14 protein-coding genes are annotated in these 13,876 nt (G+C 66.7%); all 14 read right to left on the bottom strand.

Translation table 11 applies throughout. The annotated features are described in order from the left end of the window. Position 1: 1 nt before the first annotated feature. The 14 genes from SLG_RS14995 to SLG_RS15060 all read right to left on the bottom strand — a co-directional run bounded on the left by SLG_RS14995 (position 2) and on the right by SLG_RS15060 (position 13,827). Positions 2 to 223: a DUF2274 domain-containing protein gene (locus tag SLG_RS14995; RefSeq protein WP_014077342.1), complete on the bottom strand. Its 222-nt coding sequence runs from the start codon at positions 221 to 223 to the stop codon at positions 2 to 4. Continuing rightward, the gene (locus SLG_RS15000; protein ID WP_014077343.1) at positions 220 to 1,437 is read right to left on the bottom strand and encodes a TrbI/VirB10 family protein; all 1,218 of its coding nucleotides are present in this window, start codon (positions 1,435 to 1,437) and stop codon (positions 220 to 222) included. The genes SLG_RS14995 and SLG_RS15000 overlap by 4 nt, the downstream gene beginning before the upstream one ends. Beyond that, complete coding sequence (gene trbG, locus SLG_RS15005; protein WP_014077344.1) at positions 1,434 to 2,450, bottom strand: P-type conjugative transfer protein TrbG; 1,017 nt, start codon at positions 2,448 to 2,450, stop codon at positions 1,434 to 1,436. Before trbG ends, SLG_RS15000 begins: the two co-directional genes overlap by 4 nt. Continuing rightward, positions 2,447 to 3,130, bottom strand: a complete 684-nt coding sequence (gene trbF, locus SLG_RS15010; RefSeq protein ID WP_014077345.1) for a conjugal transfer protein TrbF — start codon at positions 3,128 to 3,130, stop codon at positions 2,447 to 2,449. Before trbF ends, trbG begins: the two co-directional genes overlap by 4 nt. A 6-nt stretch (positions 3,131 to 3,136) precedes the next feature. Beyond that, entirely contained in the window at positions 3,137 to 4,522 is a 1,386-nt protein-coding gene (gene trbL, locus SLG_RS15015) for a P-type conjugative transfer protein TrbL (protein ID WP_014077346.1), read from the bottom strand. Next, positions 4,519 to 4,821, bottom strand: coding sequence for a putative entry exclusion protein TrbK-alt (trbK-alt, locus tag SLG_RS15020; protein WP_014077347.1), 303 nt, complete (start codon positions 4,819 to 4,821; stop codon positions 4,519 to 4,521). The genes trbL and trbK-alt overlap by 4 nt, the downstream gene beginning before the upstream one ends. Before the next feature lie 8 nt (positions 4,822 to 4,829). Further along, positions 4,830 to 5,546 carry a P-type conjugative transfer protein TrbJ gene (gene trbJ, locus SLG_RS15025; protein WP_014077348.1) on the bottom strand — a complete coding sequence of 239 codons (717 nt, stop codon included), beginning with the start codon at positions 5,544 to 5,546 and terminating at the stop codon, positions 4,830 to 4,832. Next, a complete protein-coding gene (gene trbE, locus SLG_RS15030; protein ID WP_014077349.1) occupies positions 5,543 to 7,999 on the bottom strand; it encodes a conjugal transfer protein TrbE in 2,457 nt (818 codons plus the stop codon). Before trbE ends, trbJ begins: the two co-directional genes overlap by 4 nt. Further along, complete coding sequence (locus tag SLG_RS15035) at positions 7,996 to 8,277, bottom strand: VirB3 family type IV secretion system protein (RefSeq protein ID WP_014077350.1); 282 nt, start codon at positions 8,275 to 8,277, stop codon at positions 7,996 to 7,998. Before SLG_RS15035 ends, trbE begins: the two co-directional genes overlap by 4 nt. Further along, positions 8,274 to 8,609: a TrbC/VirB2 family protein gene (locus SLG_RS15040; RefSeq protein WP_014077351.1), complete on the bottom strand. Its 336-nt coding sequence runs from the start codon at positions 8,607 to 8,609 to the stop codon at positions 8,274 to 8,276. Before SLG_RS15040 ends, SLG_RS15035 begins: the two co-directional genes overlap by 4 nt. Beyond that, a complete protein-coding gene (gene trbB / locus SLG_RS15045; RefSeq protein ID WP_014077352.1) occupies positions 8,606 to 9,592 on the bottom strand; it encodes a P-type conjugative transfer ATPase TrbB in 987 nt (328 codons plus the stop codon). Before trbB ends, SLG_RS15040 begins: the two co-directional genes overlap by 4 nt. Before the next feature lie 165 nt (positions 9,593 to 9,757). Then, on the bottom strand, positions 9,758 to 10,426 hold the full coding sequence (locus SLG_RS15050; protein WP_231848687.1) for a hypothetical protein: 669 nt from the start codon (positions 10,424 to 10,426) through the stop codon (positions 9,758 to 9,760). Between the two features lie 41 nt (positions 10,427 to 10,467). Then, complete coding sequence (locus tag SLG_RS15055; RefSeq protein WP_014077354.1) at positions 10,468 to 13,482, bottom strand: HsdM family class I SAM-dependent methyltransferase; 3,015 nt, start codon at positions 13,480 to 13,482, stop codon at positions 10,468 to 10,470. Between the two features lie 54 nt (positions 13,483 to 13,536). Then, positions 13,537 to 13,827 (bottom strand): DNA-binding protein, encoded by a 291-nt coding sequence (locus SLG_RS15060; RefSeq protein ID WP_014077355.1) that lies wholly within the window; start codon positions 13,825 to 13,827, stop codon positions 13,537 to 13,539. Positions 13,828 to 13,876: the final 49 nt, after the last annotated feature.

The following is a 13,876-nucleotide window of genomic DNA, read 5'->3' on the forward strand; positions in this document are numbered from 1 at the left end:
ATCAATTCCCCTGTGCGCGGTGCCGGCGAAAGGCGCGGTCGGTTTCCATGAACCGGGTGAGCATCGGCGCGACCAGCTTGTCGGGCGGGACCGGCGCTCCTCCGGTCTCGGCCGCGAGCGCGGCGGCATAGGCGATGAGATCGCGATGCACGGCAGCGGGCAACTCCACGGAGAGCTTGACCGGCCGATCGTCGGCCAGCGGCCCCAGCTTCAACTTGCTCATCGTGCGCCTCCAACCGGCTCCAATACGAGATCGCGCATCAGAACCACGCGCAGCGGATGCCCCGGCCGGATGGTGAGCGTCGGCTGCACGTTGAGCTGCCGCCGCACGATCTGCTGGCCGGTCTGGTTGATGGTGTCCTGCGAGCCCCGCCGCAGCGCGCGGGTCAGGTCATCCTCGCTGTCCGCGCCCAGCTCCGCACCCACGCCGAGCAGCGTCGAGACGGCGGCGGCCTTGAGCAGATTGCCCCAATGCTGGTTCACGCGGTCCTGCAAGCCGGCATATCCGGCCGCATCGGCGCCGGGCTGGCGCTCGAGAACGATCGAGCGGCCGTCCGGCATGATGAGACGGTCCCATGCGAGCAGCACGCGGGTCTGACCGGCGGCGACCTTGCTGTCATACTCGCCGATCAGCCGCGCCCCTTGCGGGATGAGCAGGATGCGCCCGGTGATGCTGTCATAGACGTTCGCCGTCACCTGGGCGGTAATCTGGCCGGGAAGGTCGGAGCGGATGCCGGTGATGAGCGCGGCCGGGATAATGCTGCCGGCCTGCACGATGTTGGGCGAGGCCGGCGCGACAAGCCGCTCGACGCTCACCGTGCGCTGGCTGGACGCCTGCGCCATGAACGCGCGCTTGGCGGCCTGGTCGGCCTGCGCGGCCTCGACGGGCTGCGGAGCGGCAGCGTCGGGCGTTGCGATTGCGAGGTTCGGCAGCGAAGGCATCGCAGCGGTCCCGGCGCTGCTGCCGCCGAGGAACACGCCGCTCATGCGCGCCGCGTCGCGTTCCTGCTGGGCGCGCTGGCGGGCGGCTTCCTCGGCCTGCGCGCCCGGGTCGGGCTGGGCGCCGACCGGCGGGACCGGGACATTCTCCCCGCGCTGCTGGGCCGAGACGATCGGGCCGCCGAGGTCGCCGGGAAGCGGCGGGCCGAGTTTCGGCGCCTGACTGTAATCGCGCGGTCCCGATGTGATGGTCTCGGACGTGGCGCGACTGTCGGTGCTGTAGAGTTCCTTGGCTTCCTTCTCGCCGACAGGCTTCAACGCATAGATCAGCGAGCCGCCAATCCCGAGGCCGGCGACGACGCCGATGGCGGCCAGCGCCTTGCGCGACAGGCGCATGACGCGCGGCGTCGACCCACGAAGCTGGAAGGCTTGAGGATCGGAGCGCGGAGCTTGCGGTGCGGCGGCCTCGGGCGGGGAATTGTCAGCGGGATCGGTCATGGCCGCCCCCTGCGCCCATCGTCGCGCACGATACGGACGCGCTGCTCGGTGCGCCGGTCGCCCAGGCGTAGCTCGGCGGCGGCGAACAGCCTGTCCACCACCATGTAGCGGCCCTGCACGCGGTAATTGACCAGCTCGGCGTCGCCAGCCGCGCCGGTCACGAACAAGGGCGGCATCTCGCCCTGCGAGATCCCGGCCGGAAACTCGATGAACACCTGGGCGGAATCGTCGAAGGCGCGAACCGGCTTCCACGGCACGCGGTCGCCCTCGATCCGGTAACGGAAGTTGAGCGCCGCGAGGTCGAGGCCGGTCGCGACGGAGGCCGAGGCGGCGGCTGCGGCATTGGCGCTGCGGAGCGCAATGAGCTGGTCCTGCGGATAGGTCCACGAGACGGACGCCATGTAGGTCGAAGCCGTCGCGCGCAGTTCCAGATGATAGGTGCGCCGGTCGGTGTTGATGATGAGGTTCGTGGAAAGGTCGGGCCGCGTCGGCTTCACGAGGATATGCACGCGCGCCGCCGCTCCGCTGCCGCTCACCGTGTCGCCGATGATCCACCTGACCGTATCGCCGGCAGCAACAGGCCCCGGCCCCACGAGCTGCTCGCCTTCTTGCAAGGCGATGTCCGTCACCTGTCCGGGCGCGGCATAGACCTGATAGAGCGCGCCGTCCGTCCAGGGATATTGCTGGATGGCATTGAGAAAGCCGTCTCGCACCGGCTGCACGCGGGCGGCGGCGTTGGCGGCCCCGACGCGGCGGCGCGGATCGGCGGGCTCGGAAGTCGCCACCCCGGCCGCGACCGGCTTCAATTGGCCGGGGAGCGGCAGGGGTTCGGGGATCGTCACCACCTCGACGGCACGCGGAGGTTCCGCGGCCGGCGTCGCCGCGATCTCGCGCGGCGGATCGTCATAAGCGATGGCGGGCGGCTTCGCCGATGTGGTGGCGCAGCCGGCAAGCGCGGTGGCGGAGAAAAGCAGGACCGCCGAGGCGGAACGGCGAAATGGCGTGTGCGTCATTGCGACAGCTCCTTTGACCAATTGAGGGCGTTGACGAAGACGCCGAGCGGGTTCTTGCGCAGCGCATCGGGCGTGCGCGGCGGTTGCACGACGATGGTGAGGATCGCCGACCAGCGTGTCGTGGCGGCGAGGCTGCCGTCCTGGTAGCGGCGCTCGGTCCAGGCGACGCGGAAGCTGTCGGGCGATGCCCGGATCACGCTCGACACGTCCACCGCGACCTGCATCCGGCCGACATTGGCGAAGGGGTCGTTGGCGCGCGCATAGTCGTTCAATGCCAGCGCGCCCTTGTCGGTGGTGAAGTCGTAGGCGCGCAGCCAGTTCTGACGGACGATCACCGGATCGGCCGGGATCGCCCTGACCTGCTCGATGAAGCGGGCGAGATGGAACGCGATCTGCGGATCGGTGGGGCGGTAGCCGGCTTCGGCGGGGGCGACGGCCTGGGCCTCGCCGAGCCGATCGACCTGCACCACCCACGGCACGATATGCCCACGCGCCGATTGCCAGACGAGTCCGGCGGCGAGCCCGCCCGAGAGCGCCAGCGCGCCGAAGAAGGCGAGGCGCCAGTTCTTCGCCTGCACGCGCGCGGAGCCGATGCGGTCGTCCCACACCTGGGCGGCGCGTTGATAGGGCGTGGTGGCCTCGGGGGTCTGGCCGTAGCGGATGGTGGGGCGTCGGAACATCGGAGGTCAGTCCTTCTCTTTGATGTCGGGACCGGCTCCGCCGCCGTGGCTGTCGCCGGCCTTCATGGTGTGGGCGATGACGGTCGCGCCGTGGCCGACGGCCTGGCGGCGTTTCATCGCGGCCGCCCATTCAGGCTGGGCCGACGAGCCCGCCGATGCGGAACCGCCAGCGGTTGCGGCGGCCGGGGCGGCGGTCGCGGGTCCGCCGGTGATCGTGCCGCCGGTGGCGGTGAACCCGGCGCGGGTGCCCGAGCGGAAGTTGGACTTCATCGCCTCGCCGCCCTTGGCGGCCGCCTTGCGCAGCGGCGAAAGGACGGCGCTCGCCGCGCTTCCCGCCGCCGCCTGGCCGACCGCAGCCACGCCGCCCGCAACAGCGCCCGCGCCGCTCTTGCCCAGCGAGCCGAGGCTGTAGGCGCTGGTCGCACCGCCCGCCATCTGAGCGCCGCCACGCGCGGCGGCGCCGGTCATCCGGCCGGCGGCACCGAGGGCCGAACCGGCGGCGCCCACGCCAAGCCGTGCGGCGGCCGCGCCACCGACCAGCGCGCCGCCTGCGGCCAGCGCGGTCCCGGCCGCCGCGCCCGCGCCGAGCTGCGGGCCGGCCGAGACGATGCCGTTGGCGATGCTGGGACCGAAGATCGACAGGCCCAGCAGCGAGAGTGCGGCGAGCGCGATGGCCATGACCTGATTGATGTCGGGCGCGGGGCCGAGGGCCGCGCCGGTGAACTGGCTGAACAGCGTGGTGCCGATGCCGGTGATGACGGCTAGGACCAAGACCTTGATGCCGGTCGAGACGACATGGCCCAGCACCTTCTCGGCCATGAACGCGGTCTTGTTGAAGAAGGCGAACGGCAGCAGGACGAAGCCGGCGAGCGTCACCAGCTTGAACTCGATCAGCGTGATGAAGACCTGCACGGCGATGATGAAGAAGGCGAGCACCACGATCACCCAGGCGAGCAGCAGCACGAGGATCAGCGCGAGGTTCGAGAACACGGCCCAAAGGCTGGAGAACTGCCCCGCCGCATCGAGCAGCGGCTTGGCGGCTTCGAGCCCCTTCGCCGCGATCGTGCCGGGCTTCATGAACTCATCGATCGTCATCGCCCCGCCGCTGGCCTGGAGGCCGAGCCCGGCGAAGCTCTCGAACACGATGGTCGCGAGCAGCGCGAAGTTGCCAATGATGAAGGCGAAGGTGCCGATATAGAGCGTCTTCTTGACGAGGCGCTGAAGCACGTCCTCGTCGGCGCCCCAGGCCCAGAACAGGCCGGCGAGCGTTACGTCGATGGCGATCAGCGTGGTCGAGAGGAACGCGACCTCGCCGCCGAGCAGGCCGAATCCGCTGTCGATGTAGCCGGTGAAGACGCTGAGGAAATCGTCGATAACGCCGGTGTCGTTCATGGCCGGACGCCTTCATCCGGCGCCGTGTCGCCGCCGCGCTCGATCTCGGGCGCGGGCTCGTCCTGGCGGAAGAAGCGGCGGCGGTTGGCGGCCCAGGCCGCCTCGCAGCCGCTGTCCGGCATGGTGAGCGAGGCGCAGCGATCCAGCTCGCGGGCGAGCCTGGCCTGGCCTTCGTCCGCCGGCAGGATAAGCGGCGGCGCGGGCGCAGGATCATCGGGCTGGACGGCGGCGACGATCGCCACCGTCATTATCAGCCCGGCCAGCGCCGCCACCCCCGCGATCTTCGCCGTGCGCGACATCGGGCGTCTCAGTTGCCCATGAAGCGGCGGAACCGCTCGCGTCCCTCGGCCTCCTCGGCCGCCTGGCGGGCGGATTGCAGCGCCTGCGCCCGGCCCTGCGCCGCCACGGCGGCGGTGAGGTCCGCGAGCTGCTGCGATTGCAGCGCGAGGAGCTGGTTGCCCGCCTGCGTCGCCTGGAGCGCGCCGGTCGCGGACTGGCTGGCCGAGACCAGGCTGTCCATCGTCGTGCGGGCGCCTTCGATGTTGCCGACGACGCCGGCCTGCACCTGCAAGGCGTCCTGAAAGGCGCCGACGCTATCCTCCCAGCGGGCATTGGCGCTGGCGACCATCTGCGCGTGATCGCCGGTCAGCGCCGCGCCCTTGTAGCGGCCGTTGAACGCCTGCTGGATGTCCTGCACGTCGTAGGCGATGCGCTGCGCCTGGCCGAGCAGTTGCTGCGTCTGCTGAATCTGCTGCTGAAGCGTGCTCACCGTCGAGAGCGGCAAGCTGGCGAGGTTGCGCGCCTCGTTGATGAGGCTCGTCGCCTGCTGCTGGATTTGCTGGATTTGATTGTTGATCTGCTGGAGCGACCGCGCGGCCGTCAGCACGTTCTGCGCGTAGTTGGTCGGGTCATAGACGATGCCGCCGAACTGCGCGTAGGCCGGCATGGGCGCGATCATCGGCACGACGGCCGCGCTGGCGAGGACGCCGGCCAGGATGGCGCGGCGCAGGGGGAATCCGGTCATAGAGGTAGCTCCTGCTGAGGTTGGCGTTGAGGATCGGAGGGAAGAAGCTCGACGGCCCAGGCGCAGCCGCGATGGCGCAGCCATTCGGCCGCGAACCCGACCTGGCCGTGGGTCTCGATGATTTCGGCGATGGCGAGCTGGTCGGTCTTCGACGACGCGGCGGCGAAGGTCAGCGCAACCTCGCCCAGCCCCAGCTCGAACAGGCGATTGCCCCGCCTGCTTTGACAGTAATAATCCCGCTTGGGCGTCGCCCGGCTGAGGATTTCGATCTGCCGGGCGTTGAGCCCGAACCGCTCGTAGATGGCCGCGATCTGCGGTTCGGCCGCGCGCTCGTTCGGCAGGAAGATGCGCGTCGGGCAGGACTCGATGATGGCCGGCGCGATGCTCGACGTCTCGATATCGGCGAGACTCTGCGTCGCGAAGACGACGCTGGCGTTGCGCTTGCGCAGGGTCTTCAACCACTCGCGGAGCTGCGCGGCGAAGTCCGGGCTATCGAGGACAAGCCAGCCCTCGTCGATGATGATGAGCGTCGGCGAACCGTCCAGCCGCCCTTCGATCCGGTGGAACAGGTAGGACAGCACCGCCGCGGCCGAGCCGGCGCCGACCAGGCCCTCGGTCTCGAAGGCTTGCATGTCGGACTCGCCCAGCCTCTCGGCCTCGGCGTCGAGCAGCCGGCCCCACGGCCCGCCGATGCAATAGGGCGCGAGCGCCTGCTTGAGCTGCTGGCTCTGCAACAGGACCGCGAGCCCTGTCAGCGTCCGTTCGGCCGGCGGCGCGCTGGCGAGCGAGCCCAGCGCCGACCAGATATGCTCCTTGGCTTGCGGATCGACCGCGACGCCTTCGCTGGCGAGGATCGCCGCCAGCCATTCGGCCGCCCAGGCGCGTTCGGCCGGATCGTCGATATGGGCGAGCGGCTGCAACTGGACGCCGCCGTCGCTGTCGTCGGACAGCCCGCCGCCGAGATCCTGCCAATCCCCGCCACAGGCGATGGCGGCCGCACGGATCGAGCCGCCGAAGTCGAAGGCGAAGACCTGGGCGTTCTCGTAGCGGCGGAACTGCATCGCCATCAGCGCGAGCAGCACCGACTTGCCCGCGCCGGTCGGGCCGACGATCAGCGTGTGCCCGACATCGCTACCGTCGGGGTGAAGGGAAAACCGGAACGGGGTCGAGCCTTCGGTCCTGCCATAGAGCAAGGGGGGTTGTCCGAAGTGCTCGTCCCGTTCCGGCCCCGCCCATACTGCTGAGAGGGGGATCAGGTGGGCGAGATTGATGGTGGAGATCGGCGGTTGCCGGACGTTGGCGTAGGTGTGGCCGGGCAGGCTTCCAAGCCATGCCTCGATCGCGTTCATCCCCTCGGGGATCACGGTGAAGTCGCGGCCCTGGATGACCTTCTCGACCAGCCGCAGCTTCTCGGCGGCGATGGCGGGATCACGGTCCCACACCGTCACCGTAGCGGTGACGTAGGCCATGCCGGCATAGTCGGCGCCGAGTTCTTGGAGCGCCGTATCGGCGTCGGCCGCCTTGTTCGAGGCGTCGCTGTCGAGCAGCGTGGACGCCTCGTTGGTCATGACTTCCTTGAGGATCGCCGCGACCGATTTGCGCTTTGCGAACCATTGCCGCCTGATCCTGGTCAGCAGCTTGGTCGCGTCGGTCTTGTCGAGCATCAGCGCGCGGGTGGACCAGCGATACTCGAAGGCGAGCCGGTTCAGCTCGTCGAGCAGGCCGGGGAACGTGACGCTGGGGAATCCCACAACCGTCAGCGTGCGGAGATGATGATCGCCCAGGCGCGGTTCGAGCCCGCCGGTCAGCGGCTCGTCGGCAAGCAGCGCGTCCAGGTGCATCGGCGTCTCGGGGACGCGGACGCGCTGGCGGCGGGTCGAGATCGTGCTGTGCAGATAGGTCAGCGTCTCGGCGTCATCGAGCCAGCGGACCTCGGGCACGAAGCCCTCGACCAGATTGAGAACCCGGTCGCTGCGATCGGCGAAGCCCTTGAGCAGCTCCCACGGATCGACGCCGGTGGTCGAGCGGCCCTCGTAGAGCCAGCCCTCGGCGCGCGCGGCTTCCTCGGCCGGCGGCATCCACAGCAGCGTGAGATAATAGGCGCTCTCGAAGTGGGCGCCTTCCTCGCGGAACTGTTCGCGCCGCTCCATATCGACCAGCGCGGAAACCGGATCGGGGAATGCCGATTCCGGGTAGTCGAGCGCGGGCGTGCGCTGCGCCTCGACGAAGATCGCCCAACCCGAGCCCAGCCGGCGCAGCGCATTGTTGAGCCGCGCCGTGGTGGCGACCAGCTCGGCCGGCGTGGCGCTGTCGAGATCGGGGCCGCGAAGCCACGCCGAGCGCTGGAACGAGCCGTCCTTGTTGAGAACGACGCCCTCGCCGACCAACGCGGCCCAGGGCAGGAAATCGGCCAGGTGGGCGGCGCGGTTCCTGTATTCGCGCAGGCTCATCATGGCCGCATCCACGCCGGATAGCGGAGGTGCCGGCGGGCCACGTCCACGAACTGCGGATCGCGGCGCGCGGCCCAGACCGACAGCGCATGGCCGATCGCCCAGATGGCGAGGCCCGCGATCCAGAGGCGCAGGCCGAGGCCGATCGCACCGGCGAGCGTGCCGTTGACGATGGCGAGCGAGCGCGGTGCGCCGCCCAGCAGGATCGGCTCGGTCAGCGCCCGATGGACCGGCGCATAGAAGCCGGCGATCGGCTCGGCAAGATCGGCCGCGCCCGTCATGCGACGACGAGCCCCCCGCCGAACGAAAAGAACGACAAGAAGAAGCTCGACGCGGCGAAGGCGATCGACAGGCCGAAGACGATCTGGATCAGCCGGCGAAAGCCGCCCGACGTATCGCCGAACGCCAGGGTCAGGCCGGTGATAATGATGATGATGACCGCGATGATTTTCGCGACTGGCCCTTCGATGCTTTCGAGGATGGATTGCAGCGGGGCTTCCCACGGCATCGACGATCCGCCCGCGTGGGCGGGCGCCGAGATGGTGAGCGCGACGACGCTGGCGGTGGCGGCGAGCATGGCGCGGCGTGCGCCATGCCGAATGGCATGGATCATGGTGCGTCTCCGAGGTTGGGGGGTGCGAGGGGGGTCAGGCGGTAATCGCCGGTCGCGGCGTCGATCCCCTCGACGCGGGCCAGCTCGGCGAGGTGGCGGCCGTGGCCGTCGCGGACCAGCACGGCGATCAGGTCGATGGTCTCCGCGAGCAGCGCGCGCGGGACCGTGACGACGGCTTCCTGAATGAGCTGCTCCATGCGGCGTAGCGCGCCGAGCGCGGTCCCGGCGTGGATGGTGCCGACGCCGCCGGGGTGTCCGGTCCCCCAGGCTTTGAGGAGGTCGAGGGCCTCCGCACCGCGCACCTCGCCGATGGGGATGCGGTCGGGGCGCAGGCGCAGGCTGGACCGCACGAGATCGGACAGCGTGACGACGCCATCCTTGGTCCGCATGGCGACGAGGTTCGGCGCGGCGCACTGAAGCTCGCGCGTGTCTTCGATCAGCACGATGCGGTCGGCGGTCTTGGCGACCTCGGCGAGCAGCGCGTTGACCAGCGTGGTCTTGCCGCTGCCGGTGCCGCCCGCGACGAGGATGTTGGCGCGGGTCTCGACGCCGTGCCGCAGCGCCTCGGCGTGTGCCGCCGACATGATCCCGGCCGCCGCATAGTCGTCGAGCGTGAACACGGCGACCGCGGGCTTGCGGATCGCAAAGGCCGGTGCAGCGACGACGGGCGGAAGCAGCCCCTCGAACCGTTCGCCGCCCTCTGGCAGTTCGGCCGAAACACGCGGGGACCGGGCATGAACCTCGACGCCGACATGGTGGGCGACCAGACGGACGATCCGTTCGCCGTCCGCTACGCTCAGCGTCATGCCGGTATCGGAAATCCCGTCGCCGAGCCGATCGACCCACAGCCGTCCGTCTGGGTTCAGCATCACCTCGATCACGGCCGGGTCGTCGAGCCAGGCCGCGATCGACGATCCCAGCGCCGTGCGAAGCATCCGCGCGCCGCGTGATTTCGCCTCGGATCGGATTGGCTGGATGGTCAACGGCTGGCCCCTGCAATGGGCCGGGCGAACCGCCGCCCGGCGTCAGGGGTTCAGCAAGAGAGACTGAAAAGGCCTGTCTTCAATAGATAAATGCGCGCGTCGTAGTCTGGCGCAGAAATACAGGGAGCGGCGTAGGCGAGTTGTTTTACGAAGACTGGGCGCGACTCAGGAAAGCCAAAGGTGCCACACGCTGATAGGCCCCGGCATCGCCATTGAGGTCTTCGATCCCAAATAGGTGAAGGCGCGGCCATGTCGTGAGCAGGCCATATCCGCATGGCCAGAACCGATGCTGATCGGAAGCGTCTCGACCAAATAACCGGGGGGCTTCTGTGTCATGGACTTGGATAGAAAAGGCGTGAGTTTCGCGCTGATCGACGATCCGTCCCGAACATAGGCGATCATGAAGGCTTCGCGGTTGCCCCAGGCATATTCGCCTTCGACAAATCGACGAATGCCGTTTTCACAATAGAGCGCCTCGGTCTTCGATGTCGATATATCGATGATCTTGGCTTCCGTTACGAGCGGGAAACCACGGTGCCGGTTCGAAAGATAGATCGAAAGATCGGGGCGCTTTTCCAGGTGCGACCCGTCAAAACTGAGGCTCTCTTTTCCTCTGGCGACGCATAATACAAGCTGCGCCCATAGCGGGTCATCTTCGATCATCCGATTCAAGCGCGCTTCGAGGAGCGCCGTGACCTCTGCTTCGCTTCCAGTGTTCACGGTGGCTGGCGCCTCGACGCGAATGTCGCTGAATGCTTTTAGAAGCCCTTCGGCAATGATTTCGAGATGAAGCGCCGAAACCTCCGGCAGCGGCATTTCAATGCCGCGGGTCAATTCGGCAACCTGATCTGCACGGGGTCGGATCGCAGCAACTCTCACGCGTCCGCTCGCCCCTTAAGCAGATCCACATGCGACCAGGCGATGCGTTGCGCGAGCAGACGTGCTTGCGTCTCACTCCAATAGCGGCGTTGAGCCAGCCGCCCGATCAGCAATGCATCGTCGCCATCACGCAGGATGACTTCAGAGGCCGCAGCATCATTGGCGGCGCGCAATAGCCCATTCCAGTGATCCTGGCTCACTGCCAATTCACCGCCTTGGCGCGTCGCGCGAACTTCGATCCCGTACCAAGGCGACAGAGCCGGTTGAGAGAGGCGACGAACAACAAGTTCGGTCCCGAACCGGTTGGACCATGCGCCGAGTTCAGCGCTAAGCGCTTCACAGAAGCGCTCTTGTTCCTGATCCGACGGCGTGGCTTGCGCATCCCGCTTGTTATGCGCGTAGGGAAGATTGAACTTAAGCGTATCGGAGATGACTTGCAGGTCACGCGAACCGAGACCGTAGAGTTCGGCCACCCATCTGTCGACTTCGCTCCACGAAGCCTCATTGACTCGCAACCCTTCAAACAGGGCTACGGCTTCGGCTTTCTGAGATGGCGACAGCGTTCTGAAGTCGGGGACCGGCATTCGATCCAGGGTCGCCTTTTCAATTGCCTCCCGTTCGACGCCAAAACGCCCGCTTGTCACCAATGTGATCCAGGTAGCGAGTTCGCTCCCGAGGATAAGCGCTAGGTATCGAACCAGCGTACTCGCCTCAGGAAAACCATAAGGACTGTAGCCGTAGAAGCTCTGATTGAACACCACATCCTGGTCTGAAACTGAAACCCCGATCCGGCCGGTCAGAACGGGGGGGGCTTCATGTACGACCACGAGAGGGCCGACAAACAGTTCGGGCGATCGCCGGTCATGAATGCGTTGCTGCGCGAACGGCGCCAGGGTGCGGGGATCGGTGTAGATGCGTGTAAACGTCGAGGCGGTAATCTCGCCGCGCCCGCGCAGATAGCTCGCATCGACACCGGGGATGCCGTCCCCATTTTTGCGAACGCGGCTGCTGTCACGCAGTTTCTGATAGCCATTCCCGCTACCCCGCATTTGCGCCCGCTCGCCAAGGCCGATCGCGTCCTTCCAGAAGTACTCAAGGGTCGGAAAGCCCCGCGTACGAATACGCTCGACCAGTCCAAGATCAGCTTTCGTCCCGCGAAACAGGATTTTCAGAATGTCCGGTATCTCGAACAATTGACGCGAAGGGATGACCTCGGCGTTCAACGTGTCGATCCGCATACTGCCCGCGTCGTTCAGCGTTTCCTCGATCCGAGGGCTGATGAGACGAAAGCCGGCACTGACGCCCGGCGTCCGATTGGACGCCAGCAGGAGGCAAAATGGCGCTGTAATCTCGGGCCAGACCTTGGTTTGTCGTAGTTCGACGCCATTGATGACGGATGTGACGTCGAGCGCTTCGAACAGGGCTTGGCGGGCTTCCGTCATGCCGTCCCCCTGCTGGAACAACAGCCTGGCGTGCAATGCGAACGCAATCTGCCCGCCCGGTTTCGCCCACTCCATCGCCCGCCAGACAAAGGGCAGGTCTAGCCCTTCGTTCGGAAGCGGTGGCGACGAAATGGAGATTTGGCGATCGGTAGCGATCTGGCGCACCTTCCCGCGTACCAGATGCCAGTCGGGCAGACCCGTGCCGCTTGCCCACGGCGGATTTCCGACAACAAGATCATATTGGCCAAGATGTTGGTCGCTGACCAACGGCCCCAGACTTCCAAGACTTGCGCCTTCCACGGCATCGTCGCTGCAAATCCGGTGCAACACCGTCCCACGCAGATCCTTGAATCTTAGCTTATCAACAGGCCGCGGGTTTGGATCGAGTTCAATCGACGACAGATACAAGCCCAGCGCCGCAAAGCGCAGTGCGGCCTCATTGATGTCGAACCCGACGACCTGCTTATAAAGAATCGATCGAAGCGTATTGGTGTCTGGACGCTGCCCCACCACGCGCCAATGTTCCGCGACCAGCTCACGAAACGCCGTCAGCAGGAAGACGCCGGCGCCTGCGGCTGGATCTAGCACTCTCGCTTTGTGGCTGAGGTCTTGTCGTTGCAGCGCACGGAATGATGCGCGCACCATCAAGTCGGCTATTGGCCGGGGCGTGTAGTAGCCGCCCTCCCGGCGCTGACGCACGGGAGCGTGGCTACGGAGGTAGAGTTCATAAGCCTGACTGAGAACCCCGACCGGGATATGCGCGAAGTCCAGGTGATCCCATTTTTCCTCCCAGCCGAGGAACAGTTGGCTATCTGGTGCGCGCCGGAGGATATCGCCCAAAATGTCGAAGGCGTGATCGGGCAATACCGTGAAAATGCCACTGGAAAGCGGCAGAAGATCGCCGTTGAAGGTCACATCCAGCCACGCTGACGTCTTCTGCGCAACATCGCGTATATCGAAGAGACTAGCCCCGTCATCGTCCCCCGACAGCCCCGCCGGCAACAAACCGCGATCGGCCAGAAAGCGCGTAAACAGAGCGCGACCGACGAGGGAGATCGCGTCCTCGTCGGTGACGCCCTCGATGGCGATCAGTCTGCTGATCGAGCCGGTAAGGAGGTTCAGAACGACATTAGAAATCCAGTTTCTCTGGCTGATGACGGCGTGTGGCCGCACATTGCCCAGCCGCGCGAAGGCCGTGCCTCGGCTCCCTTCATCGCCCCAATCCACCCGCGCTTGGCGGGGGGATTTGCTGTCGAGCGCGATCCGGTAAACATCGAGCCTGCCCGGCCCGATGACCCCCATGTAGGGCGCATCTCCCCGCATCGCGAGCAGACGTCTGATCTTATGAAGATGGTCGTCACCCTCAAGCGCATCGACTTCCATCAGGAAGATCAGCGGCGCGCCTTGCCACTCATAGACCGCACCGACGCCCCGTAGCGCAGCATCAGCATTTCGCCGCGCCGTGAGAAGCGTCGCATAAGGGAGGAGATCGGGTCCATCGGCGTCCAGCAGCCGAAGATCGGCCGGATCGCCGCCATAGTCCGCCAGCAGGGAGGCCAAGTCACCCATGACCGCGCCTCGGAAGATGCACGGCCGCGACGCCTACTGCCTCAGGCCCGGCCATCATATGTCCAGATCCAGGTTGGTCTGCTTGTCACCCCCGAAATGGCCGCGACGGGCGCCGCCGCGCGGCTTCTTCGGAGAAAGCTGGACCTTGGACATCGCGGCCCGATAATCGCCGCCCCGCTCGCTAATCTCTGCCATCAGGACAGCGATGAACGCCAGGTGCGTGGGCAATTCACCGGTACGGGCATAGTTCGAGATGGAGTTAGGGTTCATTCCGATGAGTTCCGCGAACGCCCTGACGCTCAATCCGGCCTTGCTAAGCTCTTCCAAGAACTCCGTATAGAGCATGCCAAGCGTACCGCTACATAGTTTAATGTAGCATATCACATAATTTTAT

The organism is Sphingobium sp. SYK-6, from assembly GCF_000283515.1.
Classification (GTDB): domain Bacteria; phylum Pseudomonadota; class Alphaproteobacteria; order Sphingomonadales; family Sphingomonadaceae; genus Sphingobium; species Sphingobium lignivorans.

Bases quoted from the DNA above. Each gene is read 5' to 3' on its own strand.
- trbL (WP_014077346.1), bottom strand. From the start codon at position 4,522: ATGAACGACACCGGCGTTATCGACGATTTCCTCAGCGTCTTCACCGGC.
- trbG (WP_014077344.1), bottom strand. From the start codon at position 2,450: ATGACGCACACGCCATTTCGCCGTTCCGCCTCGGCGGTCCTGCTTTTC.
- trbJ (WP_014077348.1), bottom strand. From the start codon at position 5,546: ATGACCGGATTCCCCCTGCGCCGCGCCATCCTGGCCGGCGTCCTCGCC.
- SLG_RS15040 (WP_014077351.1), bottom strand. From the start codon at position 8,609: ATGATCCATGCCATTCGGCATGGCGCACGCCGCGCCATGCTCGCCGCC.
- SLG_RS15000 (WP_014077343.1), bottom strand. From the start codon at position 1,437: ATGACCGATCCCGCTGACAATTCCCCGCCCGAGGCCGCCGCACCGCAA.
- trbK-alt (WP_014077347.1), bottom strand. From the start codon at position 4,821: ATGTCGCGCACGGCGAAGATCGCGGGGGTGGCGGCGCTGGCCGGGCTG.
- SLG_RS15055 (WP_014077354.1), bottom strand. From the start codon at position 13,482: ATGGGTGACTTGGCCTCCCTGCTGGCGGACTATGGCGGCGATCCGGCC.
- SLG_RS14995 (WP_014077342.1), bottom strand. From the start codon at position 223: ATGAGCAAGTTGAAGCTGGGGCCGCTGGCCGACGATCGGCCGGTCAAG.
- trbF (WP_014077345.1), bottom strand. From the start codon at position 3,130: ATGTTCCGACGCCCCACCATCCGCTACGGCCAGACCCCCGAGGCCACC.
- SLG_RS15035 (WP_014077350.1), bottom strand. From the start codon at position 8,277: ATGACGGGCGCGGCCGATCTTGCCGAGCCGATCGCCGGCTTCTATGCG.
- trbE (WP_014077349.1), bottom strand. From the start codon at position 7,999: ATGATGAGCCTGCGCGAATACAGGAACCGCGCCGCCCACCTGGCCGAT.
- SLG_RS15060 (WP_014077355.1), bottom strand. From the start codon at position 13,827: ATGCTCTATACGGAGTTCTTGGAAGAGCTTAGCAAGGCCGGATTGAGC.